At 72.4% G+C, this 14348-nt stretch carries 10 protein-coding genes; 7 read left to right on the top strand and 3 right to left on the bottom strand.

Annotated elements, in window-relative coordinates:
* The first annotated feature begins 285 nt into the window (after positions 1 to 285).
* The 3 genes from E1289_RS30830 (at position 286) to E1289_RS30820 (ending at position 5323) form a co-directional block, all read left to right on the top strand.
* A complete protein-coding gene (locus E1289_RS30830; RefSeq protein WP_243713255.1) occupies positions 286 to 2964 on the top strand; it encodes an ATP-binding protein in 2679 nt (892 codons plus the stop codon).
* A gap of 167 nt (positions 2965 to 3131) precedes the next feature.
* Positions 3132 to 4952 carry a hypothetical protein gene (locus tag E1289_RS30825; RefSeq protein ID WP_131986495.1) on the top strand — a complete coding sequence of 607 codons (1821 nt, stop codon included), beginning with the start codon at positions 3132 to 3134 and terminating at the stop codon, positions 4950 to 4952.
* 17 nt (positions 4953 to 4969) lie between these two features.
* A complete protein-coding gene (locus E1289_RS30820; protein WP_131986493.1) occupies positions 4970 to 5323 on the top strand; it encodes a hypothetical protein in 354 nt (117 codons plus the stop codon).
* A 24-nt stretch (positions 5324 to 5347) separates the two neighbouring features.
* Here the strand turns inward: E1289_RS30820 and E1289_RS30815 are convergent, their stop codons facing one another.
* Both E1289_RS30815 and E1289_RS30810 read right to left on the bottom strand, forming a co-directional pair.
* A complete protein-coding gene (locus E1289_RS30815) occupies positions 5348 to 6001 on the bottom strand; it encodes a hypothetical protein (RefSeq protein WP_131986491.1) in 654 nt (217 codons plus the stop codon).
* Positions 6002 to 6330: 329 nt separating this feature from the next.
* Entirely contained in the window at positions 6331 to 8247 is a 1917-nt protein-coding gene (locus tag E1289_RS30810) for a hypothetical protein (protein WP_131986489.1), read from the bottom strand.
* A gap of 369 nt (positions 8248 to 8616) precedes the next feature.
* On the opposite strand from E1289_RS30810, the gene E1289_RS30805 reads away from it, so the two are divergent.
* The 3 genes from E1289_RS30805 to E1289_RS30795 all read left to right on the top strand — a co-directional run bounded on the left by E1289_RS30805 (position 8617) and on the right by E1289_RS30795 (position 12096).
* Positions 8617 to 9867 carry a MurT ligase domain-containing protein gene (locus E1289_RS30805; RefSeq protein WP_131986487.1) on the top strand — a complete coding sequence of 417 codons (1251 nt, stop codon included), beginning with the start codon at positions 8617 to 8619 and terminating at the stop codon, positions 9865 to 9867.
* Positions 9857 to 10582, top strand: coding sequence for a glutamine amidotransferase (locus E1289_RS30800; protein ID WP_131986485.1), 726 nt, complete (start codon positions 9857 to 9859; stop codon positions 10580 to 10582). Before E1289_RS30805 ends, E1289_RS30800 begins: the two co-directional genes overlap by 11 nt.
* Before the next feature lie 77 nt (positions 10583 to 10659).
* Positions 10660 to 12096, top strand: a complete 1437-nt coding sequence (locus E1289_RS30795) for a metallophosphoesterase family protein (protein WP_131986483.1) — start codon at positions 10660 to 10662, stop codon at positions 12094 to 12096.
* 309 nt (positions 12097 to 12405) lie between these two features.
* On the opposite strand, the gene E1289_RS39880 is transcribed toward E1289_RS30795, so the two are convergent.
* Complete coding sequence (locus tag E1289_RS39880) at positions 12406 to 12681, bottom strand: MerR family transcriptional regulator (protein ID WP_243713256.1); 276 nt, start codon at positions 12679 to 12681, stop codon at positions 12406 to 12408.
* An 814-nt stretch (positions 12682 to 13495) separates the two neighbouring features.
* Here E1289_RS39880 and E1289_RS30785 point away from each other — a divergent pair.
* On the top strand, positions 13496 to 14348 hold an 853-nt coding region (locus tag E1289_RS30785; protein WP_131986479.1), incomplete at its 3' end, for an NAD(P)H-binding protein.

The following is a 14348-nucleotide window of genomic DNA, read 5'->3' as shown; positions in this document are numbered from 1 at the left end:
GTTCCGGAGGTGCGGGGGGCTTCGGGGGACGAGTTCGTGCTTCCCGGGCCGTGGTATCGGATTCAGGCTGTGCCGGTGCCTCGGCGGGATGCTTCGGCCGAGTGGGACTTTGTGAGTGTGTTGCCCGCGGCGTTGTCGGCGGCTCGGCTGGGGCGGCCGTTCGTTGTCGGGTGGCTGTCCGTGGGGGGCGGTGCGCCGCTGCAGCTGATTACCAATGCCGGGCCGGTCGGGGTGGAGGCCGGGGCCGAGTCGCACGGGTTGCTGTTTCCCAGTGGGGCTCGGGGGGTGCCCATCGGGGACGGGTGGTTGCGGCAGGCCGAGCGGATGGCCTGGACGCGGTGTCCCGGGCGGCTCGCTCCTCAGGTCGGCGGGGGCGATGCGGGGCCCGGGCTGTTCGAGGCGACGCTGGTCACGTTGATGGAGCGGCCGTTCGGGTGGTTCGTCGTCGCCGATCCGTGTGATGAGCGGCTGATCGAGACCGAGATGCGGGAGCTGCATCACGAGCTGCGGATGCTGCGGCGGGGCGAGGACGAGCAGGCGCGGCTGGCGGTGGCGCGGGCGGATCAGCGGCTCGCGGAGCTGGATGCTTTTCGTGAGGCGGGGCTCTGGCAGGTGCGGGTCGTCGCCGGGGCGGCGACGCAGGCTGAGCTGGGGCAGATCGCGCCCGTGCTCGTGGGGTCCATGGAGCTCGGGCACCATCCGTACCGGCTGCGGTCCGGGCAGGGGAGCGGGTCGTTCGGGGAGATGCTGCGGCCCGGGACGGCGCCTGCCGTGGCCCCGGCCGCGGTGCGGCCGATGGCGGAGTCGGAGCAGCGGTTCCCGTTCGTCGCGACGGCGGGCGCGCTGGCCGCCCTGGCGGGGTTGCCGCGGCGGGAGGTGCCGGGGCTGCGGGTGCTGGACGCCGGGTACTTCGACGTCACGTCCGAGACCGAAGGGGAGGGCGACGCGCAGATCGAGCTGGGCGCGATCCTGGACGGGCAGGACCGGGAGGTCGGTCGCCTCACCGTGCCGCGTTCGACCATCAACCGGCACGTGTTCGTGACGGGGTCCACGGGCGCGGGGAAGTCGCAGACCGTCCGGCATCTGCTGGAGCAGCTCACGCGGGCCGGCATCCCGTGGCTGGCGATCGAGCCCGCGAAGTCGGAGTACGCGGCGATGGCGGGACGCATCCGGGATCTCGGCGGGCCGGTCACGGTGGTGAATCCGTCCGATCCTGGGTCGGTGCCGTTGTCGGTTAATCCGCTGGCGCCTGAGCCGGGCTATCCGGTGCAGGCGCATATCGACATGGTGCGGGCGCTGTTCCAGGCCGCGTTCGACGCCGAGGAGCCGTTCCCGCAGATCATGGCGCAGGCCCTCCAGCGGGTCTACGAGAACAACGGCTGGGATGTGGTGACCGGGGCGGGTGTGCCGGGGTCGCTGATCGAGCCTGCGGTGCCCACGCTGGAGCAGCTGCAGAACGCGGCGCTTCAGGTGATCCAGGACGTCGGTTACGGGCGTGAGCTGATGGCCGACGTGCAGGGATTCGTGGACGTGCGGCTGCGTTCCCTGCGGATCGGCTCGGCGGGGCGGTTCTTCGAGGGCGGCCACCCGGCCGACATCGGCGGGATGCTCCGCGACAACATCGTCCTCGCCATCGAGGACGTCGCGAACGACGAGGACAAGGCGTTCCTCATGGGGACGCTCATCATCCGCATCGTCGAGCACCTGCGGATGCGGGAGCGGCGGCGGGACCGCGGTGACGGGCCCGCGCTGCGGCATGTGATCGTCATCGAGGAGGCGCACCGGCTGCTGCGCAACCGCGGTCCGGAGCGCACGAGTTCGCATGCCGTCGAGCTGTTCGCCGGGATGCTCGCCGAGATCCGCGCGTACGGCGAGGGCATCATCGTCGCCGAGCAGATCCCGACCAAGCTCGTCCCCGACGTGATCAAGAACACGGCGCTGAAGGTCGTGCACCGGCTGCCCGCGTACGACGACCGGCACCAGGTCGGCGCGGCGATGAACCTGGACGACGACCAGTCCCGCGAGGTGGTCTCCCTGCGCCCGGGTGTCGCGGCCGTGTTCGCCGACGGCATGGACCGGCCGCTGCGCGTGCGCGTCCCGCTGGGGGAGGGGCGGGAGGCCGAGCTGCCCGGTCCGCCGCCGCCGGTGGACGGCCGCCGGTCGGCCGCCTGCGGGTGCGAGTGCCGGTCAGGTCGGGCCTGCACGCTGTACGAGCTGCGTGAGGCCGATCTCGTCGCCGGTCACCCGGACTGGGCGTGGCTCCGGCTGTGGGCCGACACCCTCGTGCTGTCCCATGTCGTGAACCGTCCGATGCCGGCGGTTCCGTCCGAGCTGGGACGCGGCTGGGCCCGGCTGACTCCCCGGCTGCGCGAGTGCGCGCTGGCGACCGTCCTGGAGCAGGCCGTGACGCGGCGGTCGCGGTCGTTGCGCACCGCCTACCCGCCGGCCGAACTCACCGCGGCCGCGGCGGAGGTCGCGGGACGGCTCCTCGGCGGCGGGGCACCCGGCACCGCCCCCGGCCCGTCGTGGGTTATTCCGCAGGTCAGGTGGCTGCACGAACTCGCCCGGCTCTTCCCCTACGGCGACGGCGTCCCCGACAAGCACGCGTCGGCACCGCCGCTCGACTACCAGCTGCCCGGCCTGAAACAGCCGCCCGACCCCAAGCTCGGCCACCGGCTGCGGGCCCTGCGCCGCCATCCGCTGTCGATGGAACTCGAACGCAACCGCCCCATCGCGCTCACCGCCCTCTACGGCGACGACGACCAGGCGGGCTTCTACCAGGACCTCGCCCTCGTCGCCGTCGGTTTCGACGATGCGGACGAGCAGGTCGACCACGTCGCCGGGACGATGCTCGTCACCGAGTGGCTGGATCCCGTCCTGAACTGGTTCGAACGTTTCATCGCACCCTTCGAGGACCCCTCCAAGGGCCTTCCTTTCCTCGGCCAGACCCGCGACGCCGAGTGACCACCTGATTCATTCCTGTTTCGGTGTTAACTCACGCACTGATCCATCTCGACGCTAGATTCTGCCCTTCACGGACGTTCGCGCCACACCGAACCTGTGGAGGAACCGGGGCATTGGACGTGCAGACCGGCAGCCCGCCGAACACCGGCCTATTCCGCCACGGGACCATGCGTGAACCCCGCACGGGCCCGATGCAGAACCTCACGCGCCACCTGTGCGCGGCGACGTACCTCGACAAGCATCTGTGCGACGCCGTCCTGAAGGAGTACGTGTACGAGGCGCACCGTGCGATCGTCCCGTCCGACGGGTACGACCTCGAACCGGTCGTCCGGCACGCCCGCCAGGCCCGCCTGATGCGCATCGTCCGCGACCTCGTCCTCGTCGGGATGTGGATCGCGCTGTGGGTCGTCGCGCCGCTGATCGCGCTTCCCTACTTCCTGATCTTCGGCTACGGGACGCTGCTGACCCGCATCCCCTGGCGGCGGCTGTCCGGGTGGCGGCGGCTGGGCCTCGCCGTGCTCGCGCCGTGGCCACTGCTCTGGCTCATGAGCCTCGTCGGCCTCGGGCTCGTGTCGGCCTACCTCATCCCCGTGGGGTTCCTGACCGCCGGCGCGACGTACGGCAGCGCGGGACTCGGCGCCGCCCTGCTCCTGCTCGTGGTGCTGCCGCTGTCCGTGGGGCTGCCCGCCGTGACGCTCGTGCACCTCCACCTCGTCCTGCGGCGGCTCGCCCGGGACCTCGGGCCCGGCGCCCACGGCCCCGGGCCCGATCCCGGCGGCGGCCGGTTCCGCCATGCGCTGGCGCACGTCCGCGCCTCCCAGAACGGCAACATCACCCTGTACGCGGGCGACAACCCGTTCATCGGCACCGGGCACCCGCACTCACCGGACGCGCGGGTGTGGTCCATCGTCCTGGAGCTGGACAGGAAGGCGTCCGGGCCCCTCGGCACCTCCACCTCGCTCGACAAGCAGGCGGACGCCGTGCCCGTGGACCCCCTCGTCATGTACGAACGAATCCGCAAGAAGCTCCACGAGATGCGCGACGAGGGGCGAGCCGCGGGCGACGGGCAACGCCCGCTGCCGCCCAACGAGCGCATCAGCGGCCTCGTCACCGGCTGGCATGTCGCGGCCCGCGGCCGGTGCGTGCAGCGCCCGCGCCCGGTCGACGGCCTCACCTCCGCCACCTACTCCGGGCACCCGCTGATCGACCCGTCGGGGCGCGTCCCCTACTCGACGGCGAGCCGGGAGGCCATCGAGGCGGCCGTCCGGCACCCGCAGGCCGGCATCCGCTGCTTCCAGCGCGTGTCGATCGGCGCGCAGGGGCAGGCGATCTCCACCCCGTCCGGCGGTGTGGTCGCCCCGGCCGAGGACCAGGAGGCGGCGCTGTCGGCCTTCGTCCACCTGGCCGTGGAAGGGCGGATGCTGTACGGGCACTTCGCCGCGACCGTGCTGCCGCCCGTCCGCCCCGCCTTCAAGATCGTGGACGAGCTGCCCGCGTGGGACGGCGCGAAGCTGCTCGGCAAGACGCTCGTCATGGGCTTCCCCGGCGTGTTCAGCGCTCCGCTGCTCGCCCCGTACCGGCTCGCGGCGGCGCTCTGGCGCATCGTGCGGGAGACGCTCGCGACGGACGTGGGCCCCGACCCCGCCGCCGAACTCGTCCACGACTACGGGTCCCGGATCAGCGTGCGGGAGCTGGCGGCGGACTTCGACTTCCGGGACTTCGTCCAGGAGATCGACGTCGACAAGTACATGAAGCTGATCGAGTGGCGCGTCAACGAGGCGCTGCTCGACTACCTGACCGAATGCGGCGTCGACGTGTCCGCCTACCGCGAGCAGGCCGGCGTCATCATGAACCAGGGCGTCATCATGACCGGCGGAACCGTGAACGGGCAGGTCGCCGCCGGTGGCCGCGTCGACCAGCGGCAGAGCGGCGGCAGGCCGGGCGCCGGCAGGCCGGGTGGCGGCGGTCCGGGCGGCATCAACCCATGACCGAATGCGGAGGGCACATGACCGGGCACGGTGAGCGGGGCGTCAGCATCGGCGGAAACGCCAACGTCTCCGGGCAGATCGCCACGGGCGACAACGTCACGCAGAACCAGCAGATCAACGCCGGGCCGTCCCCGGACGTCGCCGAGGCGCTCGCGACTGTCGCGCGGCTGCTGGAGGCGCACGCCGCGGAGCTCGACGAGCCCGGCAGGGCCCGCCGCGACCTCGCCGACATCCGGGAGGAGGCCGAATCCGACGACGCCGACACCGAACGCATGGAGGGCGCCCTCGCCCGGCTCGGGCGGCGGGTCGCCGGGGTGGCGGTGCTGACCGAGGCCGTGCAGCGCCTCGCCGTGACCGCGGGGATCGGCTGAGCCGGGCCGGGCTGAGCCGGACGGCTAGATGTCGCTCTCGCCGCGGGACGGCAGGCCGGTCTCGTCGGCGATGGGCGCCCAGTAGCCGAGGAACTCGCTCTTGGCGCTGCTCGCGCGCTGGTTGACGTCCGCGACCTCGCTCTCGGCCGGGCAGCCGGGCGCGGTGTCCAGGTAGCGCTGGTTCGACTCGGTCGACGCCTCCAGCGCGCGGATCAGCGCGGCCTTCATCTCGGGGCCGTTGTCGAGCGCGCTGACGTCGAGGGCGCGGGCCTTCGCCAGCTGGGTCTGCCGCGCGTCGAGGATGCGCTGCATCCCGGACGCGGGACAGCCCGCGGTCACGACGCCGCCGAGTTCGGAGCGGGTGCCGCCCATCTCCTCCAGGAGGTCGTCCACCTCCTTGGCCTGCCCTTCGACATCGCCGCCGCCGGTGTCCTCGGTCGTGGGCGCCGACTCCTGCCCCTGCGTGGCCGGGGCGCCGCCCGTGGGCTGCGCGGACGAGTCCGATCCGCTCGGCCAGAACACGATCCCGAGGGCCAGCCCGAGCAGCAGCACCGCCCCGGCCGCGGCGAGGAAGTACGGGGCCCGGCTCTTCTTCGGCGGCGCGGGCGGCTGCCAGATCGCGGGCTCCGCCCACGGCTCGGGGGAGAGCTGCGTGAACGTCTCGCCCGACGGCGGCATAGGCGTGGTGTATTCGCCGGGCGGCGGCTGGTCGGGCGAAGCCCCCCACTGGGCGGGCGGCTGTCGCGGCGAAGACCACGGCGGCGGCAGCGGCTCACCTTGGTGGCCGGACGCGCCGCCGCCCTGCGGATCAAGGGCCGTCGCGTCGTCCTGGCTGACCGGTGCGCTGCAGCGTGTGCAGCGGGGCAACGCCGGATTGGTGTCGCTTCCACAGTTCGGACACCGCATGAGGCCCCCTACCCCGTGACGTACAAACGGTGACAAGATACTCCGCCGTCACGGGGCGCGGACGGCGCGGCTCCGGGTCGCAACCGGGTCGTGACCGATCGTCAGACCCGCTTCCAGCTGCGCTGCGGCTGGCCCGTCTTCTTGGCGACGGGGTTCCACAGGACGACGAACTCCTGCTTGGCCGTCGTCGCGCGCCGCTCGACGGCGGCGCGGCCCGGGACCTTCGCCGCGGCCGGACGGGGCTTGCCCCTGCAGTTGCGCTGGTTCTGCTGCGCCCACCGCAGCAGGACCTGGTCGACCTGCAGCGACGCCGTGAGGGCCTCGCTGAGCTTTCCGCGCAGCCGCTCACCGTTCGCGAGCTTGTCGACCTTGAGGCCCCGGGTGCGGGCCAGCTGGTTCTGGCGGCGCTGCGCGACCGTCTCGAACCCCTGGATCGCCTGCGGCAGCGTCTTGCACTTGCCCGCCCGGCCGATCGCGCCGGCGAGGACGCGGCGGGTCGCGACGCTGTCGTCCAGGATCTTGTTGACGACCGCGGCCTGCTGCTTGGTCTCCGTCGGGATCGCGTTCTTCTGCGCGACCTGCTTGTTGGACGGCGATGCCGACGCGGAGGAGTTCGCGTTCGCGGACGAGTCGTCCCCGGACGGCCACACGACGAAGACGACGCTGCCCACCGCGATCGTCACGAGGGCGGCGACGGCGGCGAGGAGCGGCTTGTTCGTCCCGCCGCCCGGACGCCCGCCCTGGCTCGGGGGGAAGCCGCCGTACGGGGGGCCGCCCGGTCCCGCCTGGCCCATCGGAGCCATGGGCATGCCCTGGCCCATGACCGGCGGGGGAGCGGCCATCGGGGCGCCCATGGGCGGGCCCGCGTCCAGCCGGGTCTGGTCGAAGCCGCCGCCGAAACCCATGGGCGGCGGCTGGCCGCCCGGGTTCGGCATCCCCGGGCCGGGCGCGATCTGGGTCGCGCCCGAGTCGAGCATCGTCGGCGGCTGCTGGGGCGCCGCGCCGGGCTGCTGCGCACCCCAGACCTGCGTCGCGTCGGCGTCCGGGGCGTCGGGCCTGCGCGGCTGCGCGAACCACGACTCCGGGACGATCGACTCCTTGGGCGGCGCCTCCGGCTCCAGCCCGAACGGGTTGGGCGGGGGCTCCGCGGCGTGCGTCCCGCCGAGACCGCCGGACGGGATGGGGATCTCCGGCTCGTCGTCGTCCTCGTCGGGGTTGAACGTCCAGGCCGCGGTGGACTCGGGGTCGACGGGCGGAAGCGGCGACCCGGGCGGCGTGGGGGTCGGCGAGGCCGGCTGCGGGCCGGACGGCTCGGCGGACAACCGCAGCGGCGGCCGCGACGACGCCGGCGGCTCCGCCGAGAAGGACGGCTGCGCGGAAGGCCCGGCCGGAGCCTCCGGCACGCCACCGACGGGGGTGACGCCCCCGGCACCGGACATGGAGCCCGCATGCGGGAAGCCCCCGGTCGCGGACGTGGCGCCACTCTCGAAGACGCCCCCGGACATCGCCCCGGCTCCGGGCGGCGCCCCGAATCCGGACACGGAAGGATCGCCGGGCATGGCGGTGGCCCCGGACATGAGACCACCCCCGACCGCGGGCATCGCCCCGGTCCCGGACGGGGTCCCGGACGGGGTCCCGGGCCATGGCTCGGCCTCGGGCATGTGCCCGGCTCCGGGCATGTGCCCGGCTCCGGGTATGGCCCCGGCGCCGGGTGGGGCTCCGGCCTCGGGATGGGACGGGGTGCCCGGCATGGCCGGGGGTTCGGGCGCCGTCCGGGACGGGCCGGCGAAGTCCGGTGCCGCGGACGGCTGTGCGTTGCCGGCCCAGGAGGGGGTGGGGGGCGGCACCATCACCGTCCGGTCGCCGAGGGCGTCCGCGGAGCCGGGCGCGGCGGTGTCCGCCACGGGAGCCGCCAGCGGGGCGACCGGGCCGACCGAGTACACGTCGATCGGTGCCTCGCAGTGCGAACACTTCCCGAGGGTCCCGGGCGTGTCGTTGCCGCACGTCGGACACTGCATCGCTCAGACCTCGCCTAATAGCCGCTTTGTCCACGCTTGCGCTCGCGTCCGCCGGACCGGGCGGGCCGCACTCCCCCGCAAACCAGCAGGGCTCCCGACAAAAGTAGTGGGTGACGCCGTATCTAGACGCGTGGATGGCAATCTGGCACACCGCAGTCGGAGGTCGCACCGAATCACGACATGTCGGTACTGGTCAAGATTCGCCGCGCTGGTTTACCTCGCCGTCTGTGATGCTTATCACATGATGCGGTCTCGGGGGCGCGACACCCGGAACCGCGCGGGTGCGCGTGGCCGGTTGCGCCGTGGGCGATGCGCCGAGCGACTAGGCTCGGAGCGGTTTCCCGGCGCAATTAAGAGAAGACGGAGTCCATGAGCGATCTTCCGCTGCGTTCGCAGCTGGCCGTCGCGCTCGGTCGTACGGCCGCCAAGATGTCCCGTATGGCGGGCCGCGGAGACGGCTCGGTGATCGGCGGAAAGGTCGGCCTCCGCCTCGATCCCGAACTGCTGACCAGGCTCGCCAAGGACCGCAAGCTCGTCCTCGTCAGCGCCACCAACGGCAAGACGACGACGACCCGGCTGATCACGTCGGCGATGACGCCGCTGGGCGAGGTCGCCACCAACGCGTTCGGCGCGAACATGCCCACCGGGCACGTGTCCGCCCTCGCCGCGGCCCCCACGGCCCGGTACGGCGTTCTCGAGTGTGACGAGAAATACGTCCCGATGGTCCTCGCCGAGACGGGCGCCAACGTCGTCGCGCTGATGAACCTCAGCCGCGACCAGATGGACCGTGCCGCCGAGATCTGGCTGCTGGCCGGCAAGTGGCGCCGCGCCCTGGAGGCGTCCCCGCACAGCCACGTCATCGCCAACTGCGACGACCCGCTCGTCACCTGGGGGGCGTCCACCGCCAAGAGCGTCACGTGGATCGCGGCGGGCCAGCACTGGCGCGAGGACTCCTGGTGCTGCCCCGAGTGCGGCGGCCCGCTCGACCGCCAGGACACCGACGAGGACAGCGACTGGCGCTGCCGCCAGTGCCACTTCGCCCGTCCCCGCCCGGAGTGGACGCTGAAGGGGGAGACGGTCACCGGCCCGGACGGCCGGACGTTCCCGCTCACGGGCCTGTCCCTGCCCGGCCGCGCGAACCGCTCGAACGCCCTGGTCGCGCTCGCCGTCGTCGCGTACTTCGGCGTCCGGCCCGAGCAGGCCCTCCCGCTGCTGTCGCAGGTCACGTCCGTCGCCGGCCGCTACACGACGGTCGAGCACGAGGGGCGGCGGATCCGGCTGCTGCTGTCGAAGAACCCCGCCGGCTGGCTGGAGGCGTTCGACGTCCTGCAGCCCAAGCCCGGTCCCGTCGCCCTGTCGGTCAACGCGCAGGGCCCGGACGGCCGGGACACGTCCTGGCTGTGGGACGTCGACTACCGCATCCTGCGGGGCCGCCCCGTGTGGGTCGCCGGCGAGCGCCGCATCGACCTGGCCGCGCGCCTGGAGGCCGCCGAGGTGCCGTTCACGCTCGTGGACGACATCGACCAGGCGGTCATGGCCGTTCCCCCCGGGCACCTGGACGTGATCGCCAACTACACCGCCTTCCAGAACATCCGAACGAGGTACGGCCGTGTCGTCTAGCCGCAACGCCCCTGACCGGATCAAGATCGTCTGGATCTACCCGGACCTGCTCAGCACCTACGGCGACCAGGGCAACACGATCGTCCTGGAGCGCCGCGCCGCCCTGCGCGGAATCCCGACCGAGACCGTGCATCTGCGTTCGGACGAGCCCGTCCCCGCCGACGGCGACATCTACCTGCTCGGCGGCGGCGAGGACCGTCCGCAGATCCTCGCCGCGCAGCGCCTCGGCAACGACGGCGGCCTGGCGCGGGCCGTGGAGTCGGGTGCCGTGGTGTTCGGCGTGTGCGCGGGCTACCAGATCCTCGGCCGCGAGTTCGGCGGCGAGGAGGGCCAGCCGCTGCCCGGCCTCGGCCTCCTCGACATCAGCTCCGGCCGCGGGGAGCAGCGCGCAGTCGGGGAGATCGTCGGCGATGTCGCGGCCGACCTGAACGTCCCCCGCATCACCGGCTTCGAGAACCACCAGGGCGTCACGCGGCTCGGGCCGAACGCCCTGCCGTTCGCGAAGGTCGTGCACGGCATCGGCAACGGCGACGGGTTCGAGGGCGCCTACAGCGGGCGCGTCCTCGGCACCTACATGCACGGCCCGGCGCTGGTCCGCAACCCCGGCCTCGCGGACCTGCTGCTGCGCTGGGCCACCGGCACCGAGCCGGCGCCGCTGGACGACTCGTGGGCGGGGCGGCTCCGCGCGGAGCGCCTCAAGGCCGTCATGGGCTGATCCGCGATGGTGCTCCGTTCCCGGCGGCCGTCCTTTGGGTCTGGCCGCCGGGCCGCGCCGGTGCCACCGTAACGGCCATGATCTGCTGCCGGCCCAGCCGCCGCGACCTCATCCGCTGGAGCGCCGTCGTCGCGAGCGCCTCTCTCGTGCCCGCCCTCGACGGGACGTCCGCCCGCGCGGCCGACAACGTCCGGCCGGTGAACCTGGAGCTGGTCACCGTCACCGAGACGTCGGCCGTCCTCACCTGGTACACCGGCGTCCCCGGGACGGACGACGGCCTGGGCCGCATGAGGCCCGCCCCGTCGGACGCCCAGGTCGTCTACGGCACGCACCCGTCCCGCCTGACGCGCTCGGCCCACGGACCTTCGGGAACCCCGTACCACTACGTGGAGCTCACCGATCTCGAACCGGGCCGGACGTATTACTACAAGGCCCTCTCAAGGGGCCGGGCCGCCACCGCCACATTCCTCGCCTTCGGCCAGTCGGCGGGCACCCCGCACGGGGACGTCTTCGCCTTCACGACCCCGCAGCCGCCCCCGGGCCGTCACCTCTTCTCGATCGCCCTGTGCAACGACCTCCATCTCGGTGAGACGGTCGCGGGCCTGGTCGGCCAACTTCCCTGGATCAAGGGCATCGAGCAACTCCCCGGCCACCCGCCCTATCCGGAAGTCATGGCGCAGGCCCTCGTCGCCGACGCCGAAGCCCGGGGCGCGCGATACCTTCTGGCGGCCGGCGACATAACGAGCGAGGCGGCACCCGCCGACCTCGCGAGCGCGAAAGGCATCCTCGACACATTCGGCACCCTGGGCAGCGACTACCTGGTGGCCCGCGGAAACCACGACCGGGCCCATTCGGGGGAGCGCTACGCGTCCTGCACCCCGGGCGAGCACCAGGGGAACGACTGCTACAAGGACGCGTTCTCCTCCTCCGGCGAAACGTACTTCGCCCAGAACCTCAACGGCCTGCGCGTCATCGGCCTGGACACCTACGACAAGCCCGGCAACGGCGGCGACGCCGGCGGACTGTCCCCGGCCCAGGAAGCCTGGTTCGAGGCCGAACTCAGGAAAGACCCGGACCGCCCCACCCTCGTCTTCGGCCACCACCCCCTCTTCGTGGAGAACGACCCACTCGCCGTGACCGGCACACGCTCCATGGACGCGGCGCAGTCCCTGAGAATCCTCACGGCCTACAACCGGACCCCCGGCGTCTTCCTGCACCACGCGGGCCACACCCACCGAAACCAGCGCTCGGTATTCCCCCTGGCACCCCGGCTCGTCCAGCAGGAGATCGGCGCGGTGAAGGAATACCCGGGCGGCTTCACCCTCCTCCGCGTCCACACCGGCGGCTACGCCCTGAACTTCTACAAGACGCGCAGCGACGAAGCCCGAGCCTGGAGCGAACGCAGCCGCCAGGAACTGGCCGGCCAATGGCCTCAGCTCTCCCTAGGCAACCGCCCCACCGACCGCAACTCAGCAGCCCCCCGAGACTTCTCGGGCCTCACACAGGCGACCTAGCACGCGGCTCGAAGCGGCCCGCCCCAAGTAGCCGGCGTGGAGGTGGCGCGTGCCGCTACGTTCTTCAATGCGTTGCTCACGGCCGACCGGACGGTGGACGAGGTCGTTCCGAGGCATCGGCGGGCTGAGCTGGCGCGCGTCTCCACCCGGCTGACGGCCTGCGGCTGACCGGCTCACCCGCGTCCACACCACCCCTGGGCGCACCGGGGGGCAATGTGCCGGCCGGGACACGTGCGGGAGACTCGTCACGTGTCCTGCACGCGCGAATCCGCCTCCGGGTTTCTTGCCCGGGCGGGACGGGTGTCGCGTTTACTTCGGCGGGTTCTGGGGGGTGCGGTCCCTTCGGAGTTGGGCGTTGATGCGTTGGGCCTCGGCCAGTTGGTCTTCGAGGATGATGATGCGGCAGGCCGCGTCCAGCGCGGTGCCCTGGTCGACCAGGTCGCGGGCGCGCTGGGCCAGGCGGAGCTGGTAGCGCGAGTAGCGGCGGTGCCCGCCGGAGGAGCGCTGCGGGACGATCAGCCGCGCCGTGTCCAGGCTGCGCAGGAACGCCGGGGTGACGCCCAGCATCTCCGCGGCCCGGCCCATGCTGTAGGCGGGGTAGTCCTCGTCCTCGAACTTGTCCTCAAGTCTGTCGTCGGAGCCGTCCTGCGGCTCGAGCCGCAGCTGGTCGTCGGTGTGAATCGACTGAGTTCCGTTCACGAAACCTTCCGTACTGCCACGGAAGCCGACGACAGGGGCCCCGGCGCCTGACTGCGGCGCCGGGGCCCAGAGGGACAACACCATCTACCCGGCCGTCCGGCCGGTCTTTCTCGTCTTCCGCCCGGACGGGCGGGGACAGCTGGGATCGCGGATGCGTGACCGCAGACCACCGTGCAACATATGGGGCTGCGGTACCCGCGCGGCGTGACTGGAGCCTGCGACGGGCGATCCCGATGGCGCCGATCTCTCCTTTCTTCGACTTCCCTACTGATCCTGCTACTTCTGTTCTCTTGCCTCCGGTGGCCCGTTGGCCCCCGGGTGGCGGACCGTCTGCCGGAGCCCCTTCCACTGCGTTGGCCCCGGCACGCCCGGTCCGCGTCATCCATCTGCTCGGGCAGTTCGTCCTCTGCCGCGACTCACAGACTCTTCTTTCTTCGATGGCTGGAACACTACCCGGGTCTCGCACGAAAATCTACCTTGATCACTGCAGGATTTCGTAGATCAAGCCTCATGTTTCCCTCGTGGGGGCCGCCGAGGTTTCATGACCTGCGGTGATGCGCCACCGCCACGTCCCCCGGAGGGACGGCATGCGACGGAGGTCACATCGAACGCGGTCCCTCGGAGGTGATCGCGGCCAGGATCTGGCCGCGTTCGTGTCTAGCGTGCGGAGCAACGACACAGACGTCAGGAGGGCATCGAGATGACCATCGTCGTCACCACCCCGACCGGGAACGTCGGATCGCGCGTGGTCCGGCTGCTGCTGCAGGCCGGCGTCCGCCCGCGGGTCCTGGTCCGTGACCCGGCCCGGCTGGACGCGGCGACCCGCGAGCTTGTCGACGTCCGGCGCGGCGACCTGACCGACGCCGCGTTCGTCCGCGAGGCGGTGGCCGGCGCAAGGACGGTCTTCTGGGTCGACCCGACCCCGCACACGGCCGAGAACCCGATCGAGACCTCCGAGCGGACGGCGTCCGGCGTGGTCGACGCCGCTCGGTCGGGTGATGTCCAGCGGGTGGTGCTGCTGAGCAGCGTCGGCGCCGAGAGGCGCGGGGGAGCGGGCCACATCGACGGGCTGGCCCGCATCGAGGAGCGCCTGGACGCGACCGGGGCCGACACGCTGCACCTGCGCTGCGGCTACTTCTTCACAAACCTGCTGATGGACCTGGACGGACTGGCCGGCGGCGTGCTGACCACGTCGGCCCGTCCCGACGCGCCCCTGCCGTGGGTCGACCCGCGCGACATCGGTGACGTCGTCGCCGCGCGCCTGCTGAACGAGGGGTGGAAGGGCCGCAATGTGCAGGCCGTCCACGGCCCGGAAGACCTCACCTATCAGGGGGTCGCGGAGATCCTCACCGAGACGCTGGGCCGGCGGGTCCGGCTCCAGGCGGTGGGCGACGACGATGTGCGCGCCGCCCTGACCTCGGCGGGCCTTGTCCCAAGCGCGGTGGAAGGCATCGTCGGCATGACCGCCGGGACACGGGATCTGGTCCCCGAACAACCGCGCGACCTGCTGACCACGACCCCCACCACCCTCGCGGCCTGGTCCGACACCCACC

Origin of the sequence: Actinomadura sp. 6K520, from assembly GCF_004349245.1 — a bacterium.
Lineage (GTDB): Bacteria > Actinomycetota > Actinomycetes > Streptosporangiales > Streptosporangiaceae > Spirillospora.
Note: the sequence above shows the minus strand (reverse complement) of the source record. Positions and strands in the feature narration are given on the sequence as shown.